This is a genomic window from Synechococcus sp. KORDI-100 (assembly GCF_000737535.1).
Classification (GTDB): domain Bacteria; phylum Cyanobacteriota; class Cyanobacteriia; order PCC-6307; family Cyanobiaceae; genus Parasynechococcus.
On the sequence record NZ_CP006269.1, the window covers coordinates 21998 to 37498 of the forward strand.

Below are 15501 nucleotides of genomic sequence, written 5' to 3' on the forward strand. Positions count from 1 at the left end.
ATCCTCTCCTGCAACAGGTCAGACTGGATCGACTGGCTATATCCACCATGGCCCTAGACCTCAACGACCCGGAACTGGAGTTTTCCGATCTGGTCTACGCCTACCAAAGCTGGGTGATGGCGGTGATCAACGACGAAAAACTCGGCAGCGAAGAAAAGCTGCTCAACGATGACATTGCTGAGGATGCGCTGAACTCGATGCGCTTCCTGCCCGGAGAAGTGACCAGCGCCATTGAAACCAGTCTTGCGCGGGTCTACGACGTCGACGCGGACGAACTGGCCGAACTGCTTTTCCCGGAAGAGTGATCCTTCATGGGCTGGACCTCTGCTGACATCCCCTCCCAGGAAGGCCGCATCGCCTTGGTCACTGGGGCCAACATCGGCCTGGGGTTTGAGACCGTCCGTGCCTTAGCCGCCAGGGGAGCGACCGTCTTGATGGCGTGTCGCTCGCGAAGCAAGGCCGAAAAAGCACGCAGTGAGCTTCTGGAGGAAGGTCTGACGGGACTCGACCTGATCGATCTCGACCTCGCTGATCTCGATGCCGTGGTGTCGGCAGCTGAAACGGTTCAGCAGCGTTACGGCCAGCTCGATCTCCTGATCAACAACGCTGGCGTGATGGCGCCCCCGTACCAACGCAGTCGACAGGGTCATGAGCTCCAGTTCGCGGTGAATCACCTCGGCCACATGGCACTCACGCAAGCGCTTCTACCCCTGCTGAAGCGGGACGCCAGAGTGGTGACGGTGACATCCGGTGCTCAGTACTTCGGACGCATCCGCTGGCATGACCTGGCCTGGCAGGAACGGTACGACCGTTTCGGCGCCTACAGCCAGAGCAAACTGGCCAACGTGATGTTTGCCCTCGAGCTGGATGCCCGCCTGAAGCGATCCGGCAGTGGAATCAGTTCATTGGCCGCCCACCCCGGAATGGCTCGGACCAATCTGCAACGCAGCAATCTCACCGCCGAGAGCAACCAGCTCGAGCATCTGGCTGTGAAACTGTTTGATCCACTGCTGCAAAGCGCCTCCATGGGGGCGCTGCCGCAATTGCATGCCGCAACAGCGAGTTCCGTCGCAGGTGGTGAACACTTCGGACCGGATCAGCTGGGTGGTCTGCGGGGCTATCCCACCCGCTGCCGTGTGGCACCAGCTGCGCGCGATCCCCAGCAGCGCCAGCGCCTCTGGAGCGTGAGCGAAGAACTCATCCAGGCCGGAAGCGGCATTGACTGAAGCGAACCAGCAGCTCCTGAAGCTTGGGCCCTATGTGATGGGGCGAGTCCGGCGCGGTGTCGTCGGAAACAGCCGCTATGCCCGGCGCCTTCGCAGCGCCATTCGCGAGACCGCTGACGATGCGGCGCATCGGCCGGTGCTGATCAGCGGAGAACCAGGGCTGGGCAAAGACAACCTGGCTGCTCTGATCCACTACGGCTCGGATCGGCGCCGACAACTGTTGTTGCGCTTCAGCCACCAGGATCTTCAGGGCCAGGGCATGTCGCTGCTGTCTGACTTGGGGGACAGCACTGTCCTGATCAATGGATTCGACCAGATCGATCCACCCCTGCGCCAGAAACTGATCGCGATGGCGCGGGGTGACGTCCAGTCGTTCCAGGGCCGGATGCTGTTCACCAGCGAAGCCAGCCAACCCGATCTTGATGGCATCACCTCGCTGATCCGGGTTCCACCCCTGCGCGTGCGCCGCTCTGATCTTGGGGACTGGCTTCGCTATTACCTTCGTCTGAAGTGCAGCGAACTGGGCTGGAATCAGCCACCGAACCTGCCGGACAGCGCGGTGCGACGGCTTCAGAACCATGAGTTCGCCAACAACCTGCGCGAACTCGAAGCGATGGTGGATCGCGCCCTGCGTCAGGCGCGTCAGCAAAGCCAGGGCGAACTCCCTCCGCTGCTCCCTGAGGAGGTCTTCTGGACCGCGGAGAAAACACGGCGAGCTCGTTTTGACGTGTGGCGCTGGAAACCGAGGTTGCGGGACTGGATGCGCGCACCGACGCTTTGGAACGCGCTTCTGTTCAGCCTGGTGAGCTGGCTGTTCGTGGCTGTGAACCTGGTGCTCTGGCTTGGCCCCCAGGACCGCGCAGCGAATCCGGTGCTGACCCTGTTCTGGGCCTGGTGGTGGCCTTTGATCCTGCTGAGCTACCCGCTGGTGGGTCGACTCTGGTGCGCCATTTGCCCTTTCATGGTCTGGGGGCAGATCGCTCAACGGCTGACCCCATGGCGCAAGAAGAGCTGGCCCCATGGGGATGTGGATCGCTGGGGGGCTCCTGCTCTGGCCGCCGGGTTCGCCGCGATTCTCCTGTGGGAAGAGGTCTGGAACCTCGAGAACACCGCCTGGCTGAGCAGCTGTCTGCTGTTGCTGATCACAGCAGGGGCGGTGATCGGCTCAACGGTTTTTGAAAAACGGTTCTGGTGCCGTTACCTCTGTCCCGTCGGAGGGATGAAAGGACTGTTCGCCAAACTCTCAATCCTTGAACTGCGCGCCGAAGTCGGCACCTGCAGCGGCAGCTGCAGCAGCTATGCCTGCTTCAAGGGCGGCCCTGCCGACGGCGAGGGGCTGGCCACCGAAGGCTGTCCCCTGGGCACCCATCCCGCCCACATGAGCGATAACCGCAACTGCGTGCTCTGCATGACCTGCACCCAGGCCTGTCCGAACCGATCGGTGCAGCTGAGGCTGCGACCACCGGCTGCAGATCTCCAACGCAGGATGGATGCCCCCGATGGAGAGCGAGGCCTGATTCTGGTTCTGGCGGGGGGGGGGTTCTGCCTGCATCAGTGGCAACGGTTGCTGGGCTGGCTGCCACTGGCCCCGACATCGCTGCATGAAGGACCACTGCTGCCCAGGCTGAGCATCGCCGCCTTTGCCCTGGCCATCCCAGCTGGCATAGGACTCTGGCTTCCTCGACGTTGGTTGTATGCCTGCTTGCCCCTCCTATGGGCCGTGCTGCTGGCACGACATCTGCCGCTGGGGATGCTGGAGGCAGGCACTGTGCTTCCGGCAGGTTGGCCCAAATGGCAGGCGGACCAGCATGTGATCGCTTTCTGTCAGACGGTCGTGATGGGAATCGGCTGGATCGGAGCGGCCGTGCTGCTGCGACGGCTTGTGGATCTGAACCGATTGCGTTGGTTGACTGGCACGATGGTGCTGCTGCTGATGAGTCTTGCCGGTCGTTGGCTGGTGTCCCTCTGATCGTGATGAACGATTCCTCACTCCGGGTGAATACGCGCCAGAAACAACTGCTGGATGCCCTGCAGGCCAGCGATGATGAGATGAGCGGTCAACAGCTGCATCGCAACCTGGCTGATGGACCAGGAGCCATGGGCCTGGCAACGGTCTACCGCAACCTGCGCCAACTCCAGCAACGGGGGCTGGTGCGCTGCCGCCACCTTCCCAATGGCGAAGCGTTGTACGCACCTGTGGAACGGGATCGCCACCACCTCACCTGCGTCGACTGCGGCAAGACCCAGTCTCTGGATCAGTGCCCGATCCATGACCTTGACGTGCCGCAACATGCTCGCGGCGACTTCGATTTGCTGTTTCACACGCTTGAATTCTTTGGTCTGTGCAGCAGTTGCCGAGAGCGGCAACAAACCCCTTCATGACTCTGGCCGCCACGTATCTCGGAGCCAACGGCTGGTTGCTCGATTTCGACGGACTGCGAGTCTTGGTTGACCCGTGGCTGAAAGGAGATCTCAGCTTCCCACCTGGCGCATGGCTGCTGCGCGGCGAGCTCGGCGAGGAACGGGAAGCGCCCGACGATCTGGATCTGCTGCTCCTCACCCAGGGGCTTGCCGATCACAGCCACCCCAAGACACTCGCGATGCTTCCCAGAGACCTGCCGGTTGTGGGGTCCGCATCAGCAGCTCGGGTGGTGCAACGGCTCGGCTTTCAGACAGTTTCATGCCTGCAGCCAGGAGAATCGCTCACGCACGGGGGACTGTCGATTCGAGCCACCGCCGGTGCCCCTGTGCCGGCCACGGAGAACGGCTACCTGCTGGAGCACAGCGCCGGCAGCCTGTACCTCGAACCCCATGGTTTCCTGGACCCTTCTCTGCCCAAGCAGCGACTGGACGCTGTGATCACACCGATGGTCGATCTCGGCCTGCCGATGGCTGGAGCTTTTGTGAAAGGGTGCACAGTGGTGCCGCAGCTGGTGGATCGCTTCCAGCCGACAACCGTTCTGGCCAGCACATCCGGAGGAGATGTGCGCTTTGAAGGAGCCCTGAGTCGGATGTTGCAGATGCAGGGGTCCTTCGCGGCGACCGCCGAACAGCTACCGGCCCAGACCCGCTGCATCGACTCTCAGCCAGGGGAGCGATACGAGCTCAGGCCGGGGTGACAGGGTGACAACCATTCCGCTGCCCTCAAACGGCGGTGTGAGAGAGATCACAGGTGCGGTTGATCAGCATCAGTACGGCGACGAAGCACTGGAGCAACGCTTGATTCAACCCAATCAAGGTTCTGATGCCGATCCAACGCCTGGCTGTCTTCGCCGTGTTCTGCTCGACAGCCCTTCCCACCGGCTTGCTCGGGCTCCAAATCGCTCAAGAGCAAAAAATCCCCGCCTGCGGCACCGAAGCAGCCTTAAACCACGAGAGCTGCATCGAGCCAACCTCCGGCCTTCGCTTCGCCACGAGCCGGTACCTGAAAATTGCTCCGTGACGAAACGTCAAGACTGCGTTACATTTCGTTTCAATTGAGCCATTACGATGCAGTCCAACCAAGCCAGCGATCAGTGGTTCCAATCCGCCGCAGCCCGTGATATCCATCTCGAACAGCTCAAACGGGCTGAGCGATTCAACGGACGTGCCGCCATGCTCGGAATCGTCATCGGCATCATCACCGAGGGGCTCACAGGCGCCGGCATTGCCCATCAGATCGGTCTCGGCGCACTTGTGGATGGCTATGCAGCCTGTCGGACCCAGTTCTTGCCGTTCTGCTTCTGAATGACTGCATAAAAGCCGTTGAACGGAGGCAGACTTCCCTCGATTCAACGGCAGTGAAGCCCCATAAATTGGGTCAACACCGATCCAATGTTCAGACAACCTGGGGATTCACATCAGCCAGCCTGTGACAGGGCGCCTCCAACACTCGAGTCGAGACCCTGCAATCGACCATGGGTCGAACAGGACGATCCAGCGCTCCCTTCGGCCCTTCATCGATGCGTTCATCCTCACTCGGGCGAACGTTGGCTTCATCGCCCGCAAGCCGGACATTCAAGTCCCAAGGGCGATGTGTTCATTCCCTTTCAAATCAGGAACGATCAGCATCAGAACAGACCTCAGCGCGGCACGGTTTTGACAAGCGGCGTACGTTGAGCCAATGGAACGGCATTACGAACTCGACGTCATCGGCCTCGACGACGCCTGCTATCTGAGAAGGACCCTGAGAACAACCGGGGCCTCAGCCGCGATCGAATATCGCGTGTTGGGCGGAGCCCAGGAGATGTCGATGTTCAATTACACCGTTGAAATCAACAATCACGCCCTCGATCGCTATCCCTGGACCCCTGAGCAAATCTGATTCCTGCGACCTTTCAGCCTGACAATTCAGCGACAAACCTGCTCAAGCATGGCTTCACCGACTGATCCGGGAGGCACAACCAACCATCGAGCTTTGGTGCCATCGTCGTAAATCGCCCTGGTTCGTCCCCGTTCACAATCCGCCTCAACCGTCCAGAGATCGCCTTCGGACGATCGATGCAGAAAAAAAACAGGAGAGACAAGCTTGACCGACTCACAGACACCCTGATCACAACTGATATCGACCCAACGGCTCATCGTCCTCGCCTCTGCCGGACAATCAACAGCCATGATTGGCAAGACAAACAAACTGAAAAGTAGATATTTTTTCAAAATCACAACACGCTATGAACAAAATACTTTAAACACTTGCTGCAGCAGTTGAAACGACAGACTGAACAGCCCCAGCGATCTCAAAGAGACTCAGAACAACACACCACTGACAGCTGATGGATCCAAACAAAAGCACTCGCGGAACGATCTATGCCTGGGCCATTGGATTGAACATCCTTGCCTGGGGCGGCTATCTGTATCTGACGCAAGTCATGGGATTTGACTTCGAGATGATCAATGCCCATTGATCGCTGATAAGAGATGACCACCTGATCGATCACAACAGAACCTTCAGGAGACATCAACCAGACTGGCTCTTACAACGAAGCTGCGGTTCATTGGTGCAACGGCTGCAAGCAGATGACCCGTGTTCTGAAGGATCAATGGCTGGCCATGTCGATTGCCGGAGTGTCCCTGGTGGCATTGCTGTGGCTTGAATGGATGACACCGTAACGCTGCCGTTCATTCAGATCGCCTGTGCTGCACACAATCTTCAGGGCCGAGCAAGCCGGCTCGACAGGCTTCTGCGATCACTTGAGCCCGTTGCTCTGGGGTCGTGACACCACGACTGTTCAAGAGCTCATAAACAGGCAGGCTGATCAAACGCTCCTTGAAAAGCATCTCGTTCGTTTGAGCAGACGCCGGAATCACAAGCCAGCCAATAGAAACAATAGCAAGGACGCCTTTAATACGCAGTGACAACATCCAATTTTCCCCAGTATGAGAACCCAACTTGCCTAAAGATCTGGGGACAATGGCTTTGAACTCAAGAAATCCACACAGGGCAATGAACGGAGACAAGGTCATCCAGTCCACTTGATGAACTCAAAGGCAGTCGTTGAACAACAGGTTCAGCGCATCCTGAGATTGGGCGACAACAACGTGTCCAGAGACGGTCGATGGATCGTCGATGACAATGGTTGAAGACCTCTGAAGACACTCAGGCTCCTCCTCTGGGTTGACCCGAGTGCTGTCAACGCAATCTGGTTTGAATCCTGAACCAAGCCAGTTGCGTTGCCTGATCAGCAGCATTCGCAGCTGCTACAGCACGGATCCTGCTGTGCGTGTCCATCAGCACAGGCCTGAGAACAATAGGTTTTTCCATCTTTCTCCACGGATGTCTGCGAAGAAATCTGGCAGCCACAGGGCTCACAAGCACAATCCAATGGCGTCGTCAGCATGGTCAAAACATTGATCTAACCCCTTTCTAAAACTGAATCCAGCCAGATGCACTCACCCATTCGAGGGAGATTCAGATGGACCATCAAGGGCAATGCAACGACCAACGCTGGACTGACTCCCCAGCAGTGAGGGAGTCAGATGCATCCCAAGCGCCCGACGACCTGGATCAGCCATCGGAATGAAGGGACATCCGTCGATGTGACCCTTCACAACACACCATGGCTCGACGGCAGACAACGCAGGACATGAATGATGCGCCTAAGCGAATCAATTGATGACAGTCCTCGTCGGCAACGATGCTCTCGACCCGTGCTCACAACGTATGTCTCGTTAATAAGGCTGCACTGCACGTTTCAATCCCAGTCGATACATTGTCCTGGGATCGGAGACTCCTGAACAACACTCTTTAAGACGCCGTATACATGTACAAAACCTTCCACTAACCAAAATTCATGAATGAAATGTACAGAATTTTTTCCTAAACCATCAGACAGCAGTCAGATACAGCAGCAGGACGGTCCATCCATTTCAATCGCTGATAGAATTTATTTAGAAACACATATTGACAATCCAGGAATGGTCAAAATCACAAAAGATTGCCCGTCAAACGTGATTGAGGAGCTGGGAATCCAGCAATGGCCGATCTGGAGTTGCGAAGCAAGTACATTCCCCTGGACCTATGAGGACAAGGAAACTTGCCTGATTCTCGAAGGGAGCGTGACGGTCACTCCCGAAGGAGGGGAACCCGTGGACTTTTCGGCTGGAGACCTTGTTGAATTCCCCAAAGGCATGTCTTGCATCTGGCACGTGAAGCAAGCTGTGCGTAAGCATTATCAATTTGGTTAAACCGATGGATTGGCAGGTAGAAGCACAAACAGCCCTCAAAAAAGATGTACCGTTTTTCGTACGAGGTGCTGTTAAAAAAAGAATCGAGGCGATGGCTGCCGAGGAAGGCTTGACGAACATCGATCTCTCCTTTTATCACGCAGCCAAAAAACGTATGGCGCCTCAATAACAGCAAAACCAATCACAACCAATGATCTTGAAGAAATCGAAATCAGACCTTGAGCCGAATGGATACAACCGGACACCCAAGTCAACTCGCCGAAAGAACAGAGATATCTCTTTCCAGCACTTTTGAGGAACCAAAGATCACCAAAGCAGGCTTAAATAAGTCATCCGCCATGAGAGCGAAAGTTGGTTACAACCGTAAGACCCTCTTCCACAACAGTCTGTTCAAAGCCGATTAATCATGGGCCGAAGATTTGAACGATTTGTTGGTGACTGATATGAACAATACTTCCCCACATACGTCTTCCAGTCCATTTCAAGTCGTGTCAGATCATTCATCATCTGAGAAGGCGCCTGACGTTGTTGCAATTAAAATTTTTCCTGATTTATAAAATGGGCCAGATTTGTTGCATGACGACAGGCATAAACATGATTTCCAGCCCGGTGCTGCCGTTCAGCCATCTCCATGACGACTTTCCACTCCTTCAAAGGCGGACCTGTTTCGGGGTACACTGATACCGAGACAATGGCTCCGAGCAGCCCAATTATCGACAATTTCATACAACAAAAAGAATATTTCCCATACAAACAGGGAGCAAAGATAGAACAAACGAAGGTATTAGCCATCAACAAAGCCAGGCAGAAAACTTGTGCTGAGCGTAAGAGCCTGGCTCGAAAACCTAGTCTTAAGTAGATCCAAATGACGAATCTGTTGTCAGATCAAAAGCACAAAGACGAGCATTGAATTGCCAAAATATCGGCTTTCGAACCATAAAAATACAAAACAGGGGTTTTGATGGTCAAGCCTCATCAGCAAGGGACAGAACAGACCTTGAGGGACTGATCTCCTGACTTCAAAATGCTGCGAAATACAGAATAAAAATCAGCAGCGCAGACAAGAAAAGAAATGTTTGCGACATCAATAGGAGAAGCTTTACTCCAGGACAAATTCATTTTCCAACGCAATCGCATCGTTCTGCCTGCCAACATCCTCTAACAGCTCAAGCCTATTGTGAAGCCATTTTGTGCTTCGCAAATCAAAAACAGCCTCCTCAAAATGGAAATCGTCTCGATCGTTCCATGACTGATCGTGGTCCTGACCGTCATGACCTTGAGAAACAGAAACCTGCATCATTGATGAACAACTTTAATAAATATAGATATCGGCAGTGTACGGTTCCGTATCAAGTTATATCCTTCTGAAATTGATATCGGTGATACACGATTGGGCGAAAAGGTTCATGCGTTGCAGGTTCTCTGTGCCTCACGGAACATCAACTGAACACATCACCTGAAAACTGATATCGCTCTCAACATTGCAGACATCCTCCATTCAGGTCAGAGGAACAACTCAAAGCGTTCTGGGAAGCCATACAGTCAGACCCTGCATGTCAACAAAAACTGCAAGGGGTCAGCGACCCTGGTGCCATTGTGGACATTGCAAAGGAAGCAGAATTCATCATTTCTGCTAATGAGCTGCAGAAAGTTCAGACTGAAATCAATGATGAACAGTTGGATGGCGTGGCTGGCTGCGCATGTTCAAGTTTGTCCTGGTGATTTGCGATTGTGGATTTTGTCAAGCGCCGGGATTTGGTGCGGGGTCTCGGACTGGTCTTCTCTTGGCTGCCGGTGGAGTCAGGGGGGCAGAGAGCAGACCAATCAAGCGACGTCAAGGTTCACGGGATGACACCTCAGTGATCCTTGAAACTGCGTAAGACAACTGAAGACATCAGTCGTGGAGTGAAGTGGGCGATCACAGGATCGAACTGTGGACAGCCTGCTTGTAAGGCAAGCGAAACGCCAGTTATTGCAAAGGTTTTTGAGGCTATGACAGGGCTTTTGAATCCAGAGGGCGCCCTGGGGTATCCCGGAAAGGGACGTTTCTGGAGACATCGAGGCTGAGTGTCTCCAGTTTTGAAGACCTGGCTTAAGGCAGTTTGATCAGCTCTCCAACCCCTGATCCAGCAGACGTTCAAACGCTTTCTCCATCCGTTGTTCCAGTGGGGTCAAAACAGGAGCAGGAACGGTCCTGCGGGCTGATCGACGACGTTGCTCTGCAATCAGCGCATCACGCATCCTGAGCTCAGCGCGCTGTTGTCGTTCTCGCTCACCAAGCGCTGAAAGCCGAGATTTCCAGGCCTTCCGTCGCTGCTCTTGCTCGTATCTGAGTTCTGCCGCTGATATCTCCGTGATTGGTTGACCCCACCTCTCGCTATGCAGGGCATTGATCAGAACGCTGAGGTCTTTGGCAATTTCACCCTTGGAACTGTCAGGCAGCCGGTGATCAGAGACGTTGCCCAGCTCAAGCTGGAACAACCATTCCTCAACGTCGTCGAGACCACGTTGCTCTGCAATGTCCAACACGATGGCTCTGAGCTGGTTGCGATTGGCGGCTCTCGCGGACGGGCCTCGGACTCTTGTGGTCAGCATCTCTACAAACCGCGGCACCTGCTGCATCAACGCCTGGCGTCTGGGAGAAATGGTTTGGGTGTGGCTGCAGGCATCCCGGTTTGGACCTGGACCCGTGATGGCTCTCCCTACAGCCACGTCATCAGCAATGGAATCGGTCATCGATCAGCCGCGTTGCCTTGCAGCCCGGTCCTCACGAATCAACCGGCGCTCTCTGGCCTTACGAGCCTCAACCGTCGCCATCAGAACAGGATTGCCAGCTGACTTGATCTGAGCGCGCAGCTGAGCGTTGGCTTCCTGATTCCGGCCCCTCAAGGCATTGAGCTCATCCTCAAAGGAATGCCTCATCCGGAGTCGTTCACGCTCCACGGCAAGGCGAATCTGTCGTTCAAGGTGAGGCGCCAGCTCAACCAGAGCGTCATCGCCGATCTGGAGATCCATCAGCTGCCGGCCAATCGCCTCAGTTGGACGTTCTCCGGCCTGCAGCGCGATCAACGGATCGGGCAGATCACGATCCATCGCTTCGAGTCCAAGCGCCTCCAGAAGCTCAGGATGAACGGCTGCAAGATGTTGATTTGCACTGACCGATTGCTGCAAGAACGTGACCAGTTTTGTTGCACTGCGCGGCACAACGTCATTTGCAAAACCTTTCTCTAAAAGGAACGCGCGAGCCTTGGCAAAGGCGACATTTTTGTCCATGAATTTCAGGTGAGAGCTACCTTTAAACAAGTCTGACGGATGCCTTCCGTTGCAAAATACAAAATCATTTGCCACGACAATTCAAGGCCGCAATGAGTGGCTTCAGCAGCGGCAATCCTTGACACCTGAAGTTGCAGCTGAGGCTGATCTGGCCCTATCAACAGGACTGCTGACCTGTGTGATCACCCTCATTGATGGCAGCATTTTGCGGCAGCGCTGTGATCAGGCCTATCCATCTGATGAAGGTGATCTGCTGCTCCTGAATGGATATGGAATTTTGATCTTCAGTGCCGCACGCAATCAGTGGGTGACATTCCATCTTGAGCAACCGGAAAACCTTCTTTGCCGTCGTTCCTTCAAATACAACTGAGTTGAGGCTCTAAGCCGTTATGACGACCATTCTCAAACTAAGAAATCAGACCTCACCGCCTGATCCCGATCAACTCCAGCTAGGAGAATTATTGATCGTGACCGGTGACAGTCCAGCGCTGTATTTCAAAAGTGTTGACGGGAAGCTTTGCAAAATTGATGCTGTCAAGCTTCCTTAGCCAGCTGCTGATTGCGGGTTGCGAATGTGCCCCACGATTGTGTCCACGGCTCAGTGCGTTCTGGCTGCGGTGCAAATGACGGCTCTTTGATTGCAGGTCGCTCTGGAACGTCAATCACAACTGCGCCGTCAAGTGGGCTGACATATCCCGGCCCATCCGACTCAATCGTCGATGGATCAGCGTTGAAGCTTGGGCTGTGATGATCTTTCAGCTGATTGGAACGGATTGGACCAACACTCGAATCCCAATCATTACCAACATTGAATCTCGGGCGTCTGTCGGCTGAAGGCATTGATTTGAACTCGCTATTCCATTCTGGCAAGACAAAAGCCCCGCCATTGCTGACGGGGCTAAGTGTGAATTAAGACAGTATTGAAAGCTGATTTGGGGGATTATTGGCCAGATTAAAGAAATAAAACCCCCCTGCTGCAAGGGCCTTGGGTGGTTAGGTTGTTAGGGGTTTATCTTAAAGGACATCAGCTGTCTTCACAAGGACATCAGCTATGGTAGATCTGTCCCCCTTCTGTCTGCCCACCTTGGGAGAACAACGATTGCATCGCTACAGAATCTAATTCAATATCATCAAATGCTCCGCCTTTATTCATCTCGTCCAACTCTTCTGCGAGTTCGTCGCGATCAAAAACATAACCTTCTTTCTTGCCATCCTTGATCACACGCTTGAGTGCTTTCTTGGGCTCCAGTGTGAAGTCAACCAACAGATCAGCTTGCTCTGAATCCGTCAGTGTTTCTCGATAGGCAGCAATCTGCTCTTTGGTGTCACCACCGTGCTCGTGATCATGACCGTGCTCGTGATCATGGTCGCCCGTAACAGCATCAAATGCCTCCATCCCCTCAAACTGCTCAGCACTTAGTTCAGGCTTGCCTTTAAACCGGGCGATCAATCCACCCACCTTCTTCTTGCCCCAGCCCTTCTCCTCACCGTTGGCATTCAGATACAGCTTGCCTTTCTTGGCGTCGTAGACCACATCCGCATCAGACTTCATCAATGCCTTGAGTTCCTTCTTGCTGGAAGCAACCGCGAAGGATCCGTCCTCGACGCCATCGACATGGATCAGGGCATCAGCATCAAAGCTTTTGAGCTTGCTGGGTTTCTTGGCTGAGAACTCCAGCACCTCCTCACCGTGATCATGATCGTGGTCATGACCGTGATGGTCGTGGTATGCCATGACGATCAATGCGGAGTGAGCCTTTCTAGCTGAGTTCCAGTGATCAATCCTGAAGACAGTGACGCTTTCGCTGTTGACGGTTGATCAGCGCATCAAAAACCCCGCCTTGCGAGCGGGGAAGTATGTGTGTGAGGTTTTGTCGGGAGATCGATCGGCCACAATCAAACCGCCATGTCTTTCCCTTGAGGGTTTTGTATAACTTTCAGCCAATAGGCATCAGGCTTCCCGATAATAAATTATTGGCATACCAACTCTTGTAAATTTTCGCCATATGATCCAGGCATAACATCCTGGAATTTCTCCCCTTTAAATGCCCACCTCCATCCGGAACAATCTAAGGTCATATAAAAATCACCACCTTTGCTATTCCTAGCAAGGACATTTGCATAGGCCCCATTTCTGCTTAAAACTTTCACATAGCTTGATGAGTTGTCGTAATGAGTTCCATAATGCATCCATCCATTCCTTGCCTCAGCAGGATTAGCAGCAATAAATGATGTACCGATCACAGCAGCTGCTGCAGCGATTGAAGTGAAGAGTTTCATTTGAAAGTTGGTGAGTGTGAGGGTCATCCCCTCGGACACATTCACCATCGCCGAGCTGCCTTCAGATCACATCACCCGTTTGGGGGATCTTGCTTGCTGATCACTCCCCTGCAAGGGTGAGCTGATTCAACTTGGAAAATCCTTAAGGCTATTTCTGTAATCTTTGTTGTTTTGTATTTCTTCATCGTTTCCAAGTCTGAGTACAAAGCCCCAGTAGAGACAACGCCTGCTTTCACTCCACTCAGGTGGCTCAAAGTCCACTGCTTCAGGGACAAGTTTGTGTAGCTCTTTCCAGAAAGCTTTTGTCAATTTTTTTCGACGCTTGATCCCAAAGTCTTCTACAGTGTCCATTAAATAGATTTGCGGATCATAGAAAGGAGGCTGATTCTTGGCTCCCCGCCACGAAAAAGCTTCGCTATTGAACGATTTTTCTAACTTTTTAAGTATGGCTGGGGTGGCTCTCTTAGCTAACTTTTTGCGATTCTCAGCGACATCGTTGCTGGGTGTTGGGGCTTCTGTTTCCTTCTGGACTGAAGGCTTGGGAGCCGCACTAGGGGTCGGAGGCTTTGGCTCCGATGGTGGGATGTCACGGTCGGTCTGTGACACTTGATGGAGCTCTCCGATCCGTCTCGGACCTACTGCCGCACGTTCACGCATATGACGGGCGTGTTCTGCAGCTAGTTCCCTCTGCTGCTTCCGACGCTGAGCCTCTGTCGGTGTTCCCCCCGTGTTTTTGAAAACAAGCTTGCGGCTGTTCTCGAGCTCCTGACGACGAGCTGATGCCTCCCATGCCCGCTCGTCACGTTTCTTCCGTGACAGCTGCTGCCGACAACGATCGCTGCAGGTCTGCTTTCGAGGGTTGGCCAGCTCGAAGCTGGTGCCGCACACCACACAAGCGCGGGTGTCGAACGACAGCGCCTCAATTTTTTGAGCCAGGGCAAAGGCCTGCTGGGCGTTGCAAGTGAGCCTGGCTTCAGCTTTGAGGTCTTTGCCTTTCAGCTCGTCGAGCATGCCGCCCCAGCTGTAGAGCGCCATGCAGAGCTGACGAGCTTCTTCTGCCGATAATTGAATTTGAGCCATCGAGGTCAGATCTCTGTGGTTCCGTGGCAGGAGGTTGCCGCCCTCTTGTCACACTCATACTGTGACACGTCTAGAGGGATTTTGCCTGCCCGGAACCGCGGCTCCCGCTCGGCTCGGAATCCCCTTCGATATCAATTTTGCGACCAGACTAGCTAGTTCCGGTATAGCTAATACGGGCAATTTACACGGCTTAGATTGCATTGGGCGCCCTCTCTGTTTAGATTCAATATAATCAGCTTCGGGGTCAATCACAATCCGAACCAATATGGATTACGGCTTCACGGCAACAACGCGTCAGGTGCTTGCCGCGCTCGGATTTTCAGATCCGAAAACACTCCATCGCCGGCGTGAGGACTACCGCGACGGCTCCAATCCTGTTTGTGATTCTCAAAAAATTTTTCAGGCAGGAGTCCATTTTGTGCGCGTGTCGCCGTCGCCGTACGCGCCGATTCGCTGGGATCTGGCGAAGACACTCCGCGCATGGAAGGCCGCAACGATGTGCCTGGCATTTGAATCGTTGCAGGATCGTGCTGCTGAAACTGCCCGCCGCGAGATGGAGGACGATCAATGATTGAAGGGGCTAATCGGTCGGCATCTGATTGATAAAAATTTCCGGTAAATTTCGGTTCGAGGCCACCCTAGGGCGCCCTGATGAGGAATCACATTTTTCCGGATCTATTTCACCTCGTTAACGTGAAAAGAATCGCTCTAAAAGTTTTCCGATGACATCATCAACCCTGCAGACATCTCAAGAGAAGCCTGGGAAGCTAGTGGTTGAAACAATCGCATTCTCAGCGCGCCCAGGCACGAAAGAATTTCTCAATCAATATCGGGCTGATATCGGCGCCCGATCCATTTCAGAAGTGATGCGCACTTTGATTGACGAGAAGGCTCTCGATTACGAGAAATGCATGAACTGGTGATGTTTTGAAGGCACAGGGGGATCCAGCCACGCCCGGAAAAGCACCGGCTGGATCCC

At 54.2% G+C, this 15501-nt stretch carries 24 protein-coding genes and 1 pseudogene; 15 read left to right on the forward strand and 10 right to left on the reverse strand.

From position 1 onward, the window contains the following. Positions 1-47 precede the first annotated feature (47 nt). The 8 genes from KR100_RS00115 (at position 48) to KR100_RS00155 (ending at position 5529) form a co-directional block, all read left to right on the forward strand. A complete protein-coding gene (locus KR100_RS00115) occupies positions 48-305 on the forward strand; it encodes a hypothetical protein (protein ID WP_028953122.1) in 258 nt (85 codons plus the stop codon). Positions 306-311: 6 nt separating this feature from the next. Next, positions 312-1226 (forward strand): oxidoreductase, encoded by a 915-nt coding sequence (locus KR100_RS00120; protein ID WP_038542141.1) that lies wholly within the window; start codon positions 312-314, stop codon positions 1224-1226. A gap of 37 nt (positions 1227-1263) precedes the next feature. Continuing rightward, positions 1264-3195, forward strand: a complete 1932-nt coding sequence (locus KR100_RS00125; protein WP_051847583.1) for a 4Fe-4S binding protein — start codon at positions 1264-1266, stop codon at positions 3193-3195. 5 nt (positions 3196-3200) lie between these two features. Then, complete coding sequence (locus tag KR100_RS00130) at positions 3201-3608, forward strand: Fur family transcriptional regulator (protein ID WP_038547468.1); 408 nt, start codon at positions 3201-3203, stop codon at positions 3606-3608. Next, positions 3605-4345 (forward strand): MBL fold metallo-hydrolase, encoded by a 741-nt coding sequence (locus KR100_RS00135; RefSeq protein WP_038542146.1) that lies wholly within the window; start codon positions 3605-3607, stop codon positions 4343-4345. Before KR100_RS00130 ends, KR100_RS00135 begins: the two co-directional genes overlap by 4 nt. A gap of 125 nt (positions 4346-4470) precedes the next feature. Continuing rightward, positions 4471-4668 carry a hypothetical protein gene (locus KR100_RS00140; RefSeq protein WP_038542148.1) on the forward strand — a complete coding sequence of 66 codons (198 nt, stop codon included), beginning with the start codon at positions 4471-4473 and terminating at the stop codon, positions 4666-4668. A gap of 47 nt (positions 4669-4715) precedes the next feature. Beyond that, positions 4716-4952 carry a chlorophyll a/b-binding protein gene (locus KR100_RS00145; protein ID WP_038542150.1) on the forward strand — a complete coding sequence of 79 codons (237 nt, stop codon included), beginning with the start codon at positions 4716-4718 and terminating at the stop codon, positions 4950-4952. Between the two features lie 376 nt (positions 4953-5328). Then, positions 5329-5529 (forward strand): hypothetical protein, encoded by a 201-nt coding sequence (locus KR100_RS00155; RefSeq protein ID WP_038542156.1) that lies wholly within the window; start codon positions 5329-5331, stop codon positions 5527-5529. 26 nt (positions 5530-5555) lie between these two features. Here the strand turns inward: KR100_RS00155 and KR100_RS00160 are convergent, their stop codons facing one another. Beyond that, on the reverse strand, positions 5556-5786 hold the full coding sequence (locus KR100_RS00160; RefSeq protein ID WP_038542159.1) for a hypothetical protein: 231 nt from the start codon (positions 5784-5786) through the stop codon (positions 5556-5558). 191 nt (positions 5787-5977) lie between these two features. Here KR100_RS00160 and KR100_RS16865 point away from each other — a divergent pair, with 191 nt between their 5' ends. Then, positions 5978-6109 (forward strand): hypothetical protein, encoded by a 132-nt coding sequence (locus KR100_RS16865; protein ID WP_255347485.1) that lies wholly within the window; start codon positions 5978-5980, stop codon positions 6107-6109. Between the two features lie 214 nt (positions 6110-6323). On the opposite strand, the gene KR100_RS15475 is transcribed toward KR100_RS16865, so the two are convergent. From KR100_RS15475 to KR100_RS15480, 3 genes are all read right to left on the reverse strand, one after another. Then, positions 6324-6668, reverse strand: coding sequence for a hypothetical protein (locus KR100_RS15475; protein WP_156097826.1), 345 nt, complete (start codon positions 6666-6668; stop codon positions 6324-6326). A gap of 215 nt (positions 6669-6883) precedes the next feature. Next, positions 6884-7042, reverse strand: coding sequence for a metallothionein (locus tag KR100_RS14595; protein ID WP_071839783.1), 159 nt, complete (start codon positions 7040-7042; stop codon positions 6884-6886). A 52-nt stretch (positions 7043-7094) separates the two neighbouring features. After that, positions 7095-7280, reverse strand: coding sequence for a hypothetical protein (locus tag KR100_RS15480; RefSeq protein WP_156097827.1), 186 nt, complete (start codon positions 7278-7280; stop codon positions 7095-7097). 339 nt (positions 7281-7619) lie between these two features. Between KR100_RS15480 and KR100_RS00175 the strand changes: the two genes are divergently transcribed. Together KR100_RS00175 and KR100_RS00180 are read left to right on the forward strand one after the other, a co-directional pair. Then, positions 7620-7889: a cupin domain-containing protein gene (locus KR100_RS00175; protein WP_038542166.1), complete on the forward strand. Its 270-nt coding sequence runs from the start codon at positions 7620-7622 to the stop codon at positions 7887-7889. Next, on the forward strand, positions 7882-8058 hold the full coding sequence (locus KR100_RS00180; RefSeq protein ID WP_369793808.1) for a PCP reductase family protein: 177 nt from the start codon (positions 7882-7884) through the stop codon (positions 8056-8058). The genes KR100_RS00175 and KR100_RS00180 overlap by 8 nt, the downstream gene beginning before the upstream one ends. Positions 8059-8988: 930 nt before the next feature. On the opposite strand, the gene KR100_RS16270 is transcribed toward KR100_RS00180, so the two are convergent. Further along, positions 8989-9189: a hypothetical protein gene (locus tag KR100_RS16270; RefSeq protein ID WP_038542172.1), complete on the reverse strand. Its 201-nt coding sequence runs from the start codon at positions 9187-9189 to the stop codon at positions 8989-8991. A 215-nt stretch (positions 9190-9404) separates the two neighbouring features. Between KR100_RS16270 and KR100_RS00195 the strand changes: the two are divergent. Beyond that, positions 9405-9611 (forward strand): annotated as a pseudogene (locus KR100_RS00195) (Nif11-like leader peptide family RiPP precursor); the annotation flags it as partial. 384 nt (positions 9612-9995) lie between these two features. On the opposite strand, the gene KR100_RS00200 reads toward KR100_RS00195, so the two are convergent. Both KR100_RS00200 and KR100_RS00205 read right to left on the reverse strand, forming a co-directional pair. Next, entirely contained in the window at positions 9996-10625 is a 630-nt protein-coding gene (locus tag KR100_RS00200; protein WP_038542175.1) for a hypothetical protein, read from the reverse strand. A 3-nt stretch (positions 10626-10628) separates the two neighbouring features. Then, complete coding sequence (locus KR100_RS00205; protein ID WP_038542177.1) at positions 10629-11162, reverse strand: hypothetical protein; 534 nt, start codon at positions 11160-11162, stop codon at positions 10629-10631. Between the two features lie 118 nt (positions 11163-11280). On the opposite strand from KR100_RS00205, the gene KR100_RS00210 reads away from it, so the two are divergent. Beyond that, entirely contained in the window at positions 11281-11532 is a 252-nt protein-coding gene (locus tag KR100_RS00210) for a hypothetical protein (protein WP_038542180.1), read from the forward strand. Positions 11533-12207: 675 nt separating this feature from the next. On the opposite strand, the gene KR100_RS00220 is transcribed toward KR100_RS00210, so the two are convergent. From KR100_RS00220 to KR100_RS00230, 3 genes are all read right to left on the reverse strand, one after another. After that, entirely contained in the window at positions 12208-12897 is a 690-nt protein-coding gene (locus KR100_RS00220; protein WP_038542185.1) for a hypothetical protein, read from the reverse strand. 236 nt (positions 12898-13133) lie between these two features. After that, on the reverse strand, positions 13134-13469 hold the full coding sequence (locus tag KR100_RS00225) for a hypothetical protein (protein WP_156097828.1): 336 nt from the start codon (positions 13467-13469) through the stop codon (positions 13134-13136). A 99-nt stretch (positions 13470-13568) separates the two neighbouring features. Further along, a complete protein-coding gene (locus KR100_RS00230) occupies positions 13569-14522 on the reverse strand; it encodes a DUF2116 family Zn-ribbon domain-containing protein (protein ID WP_038542191.1) in 954 nt (317 codons plus the stop codon). Positions 14523-14787: 265 nt separating this feature from the next. Between KR100_RS00230 and KR100_RS00235 the strand changes: the two genes are divergently transcribed. Together KR100_RS00235 and KR100_RS00240 are read left to right on the forward strand one after the other, a co-directional pair. Next, entirely contained in the window at positions 14788-15093 is a 306-nt protein-coding gene (locus KR100_RS00235; RefSeq protein WP_038542194.1) for a hypothetical protein, read from the forward strand. A gap of 151 nt (positions 15094-15244) precedes the next feature. After that, entirely contained in the window at positions 15245-15445 is a 201-nt protein-coding gene (locus tag KR100_RS00240; protein ID WP_038542197.1) for a hypothetical protein, read from the forward strand. The last annotated feature ends 56 nt before the right edge of the window (positions 15446-15501 follow it).

Bases quoted from the DNA above. Each gene is read 5' to 3' on its own strand.
- KR100_RS16270 (WP_038542172.1), bottom strand. From the start codon at position 9,189: ATGATGCAGGTTTCTGTTTCTCAAGGTCATGACGGTCAGGACCACGAT.
- KR100_RS00235 (WP_038542194.1), top strand. From the start codon at position 14,788: ATGGATTACGGCTTCACGGCAACAACGCGTCAGGTGCTTGCCGCGCTC.
- KR100_RS16865 (WP_255347485.1), top strand. From the start codon at position 5,978: ATGGATCCAAACAAAAGCACTCGCGGAACGATCTATGCCTGGGCCATT.
- KR100_RS00145 (WP_038542150.1), top strand. From the start codon at position 4,716: ATGCAGTCCAACCAAGCCAGCGATCAGTGGTTCCAATCCGCCGCAGCC.
- KR100_RS00115 (WP_028953122.1), top strand. From the start codon at position 48: ATGGCCCTAGACCTCAACGACCCGGAACTGGAGTTTTCCGATCTGGTC.
- KR100_RS00175 (WP_038542166.1), top strand. From the start codon at position 7,620: ATGGTCAAAATCACAAAAGATTGCCCGTCAAACGTGATTGAGGAGCTG.
- KR100_RS00225 (WP_156097828.1), bottom strand. From the start codon at position 13,469: ATGACCCTCACACTCACCAACTTTCAAATGAAACTCTTCACTTCAATC.
- KR100_RS00155 (WP_038542156.1), top strand. From the start codon at position 5,329: ATGGAACGGCATTACGAACTCGACGTCATCGGCCTCGACGACGCCTGC.
- KR100_RS00140 (WP_038542148.1), top strand. From the start codon at position 4,471: ATGCCGATCCAACGCCTGGCTGTCTTCGCCGTGTTCTGCTCGACAGCC.
- KR100_RS00200 (WP_038542175.1), bottom strand. From the start codon at position 10,625: ATGACCGATTCCATTGCTGATGACGTGGCTGTAGGGAGAGCCATCACG.
- KR100_RS00125 (WP_051847583.1), top strand. From the start codon at position 1,264: ATGGGGCGAGTCCGGCGCGGTGTCGTCGGAAACAGCCGCTATGCCCGG.
- KR100_RS00160 (WP_038542159.1), bottom strand. From the start codon at position 5,786: ATGAGCCGTTGGGTCGATATCAGTTGTGATCAGGGTGTCTGTGAGTCG.
- KR100_RS00220 (WP_038542185.1), bottom strand. From the start codon at position 12,897: ATGGCATACCACGACCATCACGGTCATGACCACGATCATGATCACGGT.
- KR100_RS00230 (WP_038542191.1), bottom strand. From the start codon at position 14,522: ATGGCTCAAATTCAATTATCGGCAGAAGAAGCTCGTCAGCTCTGCATG.
- KR100_RS00130 (WP_038547468.1), top strand. From the start codon at position 3,201: ATGAACGATTCCTCACTCCGGGTGAATACGCGCCAGAAACAACTGCTG.
- KR100_RS15475 (WP_156097826.1), bottom strand. From the start codon at position 6,668: ATGACCTTGTCTCCGTTCATTGCCCTGTGTGGATTTCTTGAGTTCAAA.
- KR100_RS00205 (WP_038542177.1), bottom strand. From the start codon at position 11,162: ATGGACAAAAATGTCGCCTTTGCCAAGGCTCGCGCGTTCCTTTTAGAG.
- KR100_RS14595 (WP_071839783.1), bottom strand. From the start codon at position 7,042: ATGCTGACGACGCCATTGGATTGTGCTTGTGAGCCCTGTGGCTGCCAG.
- KR100_RS00240 (WP_038542197.1), top strand. From the start codon at position 15,245: ATGACATCATCAACCCTGCAGACATCTCAAGAGAAGCCTGGGAAGCTA.
- KR100_RS00120 (WP_038542141.1), top strand. From the start codon at position 312: ATGGGCTGGACCTCTGCTGACATCCCCTCCCAGGAAGGCCGCATCGCC.
- KR100_RS00135 (WP_038542146.1), top strand. From the start codon at position 3,605: ATGACTCTGGCCGCCACGTATCTCGGAGCCAACGGCTGGTTGCTCGAT.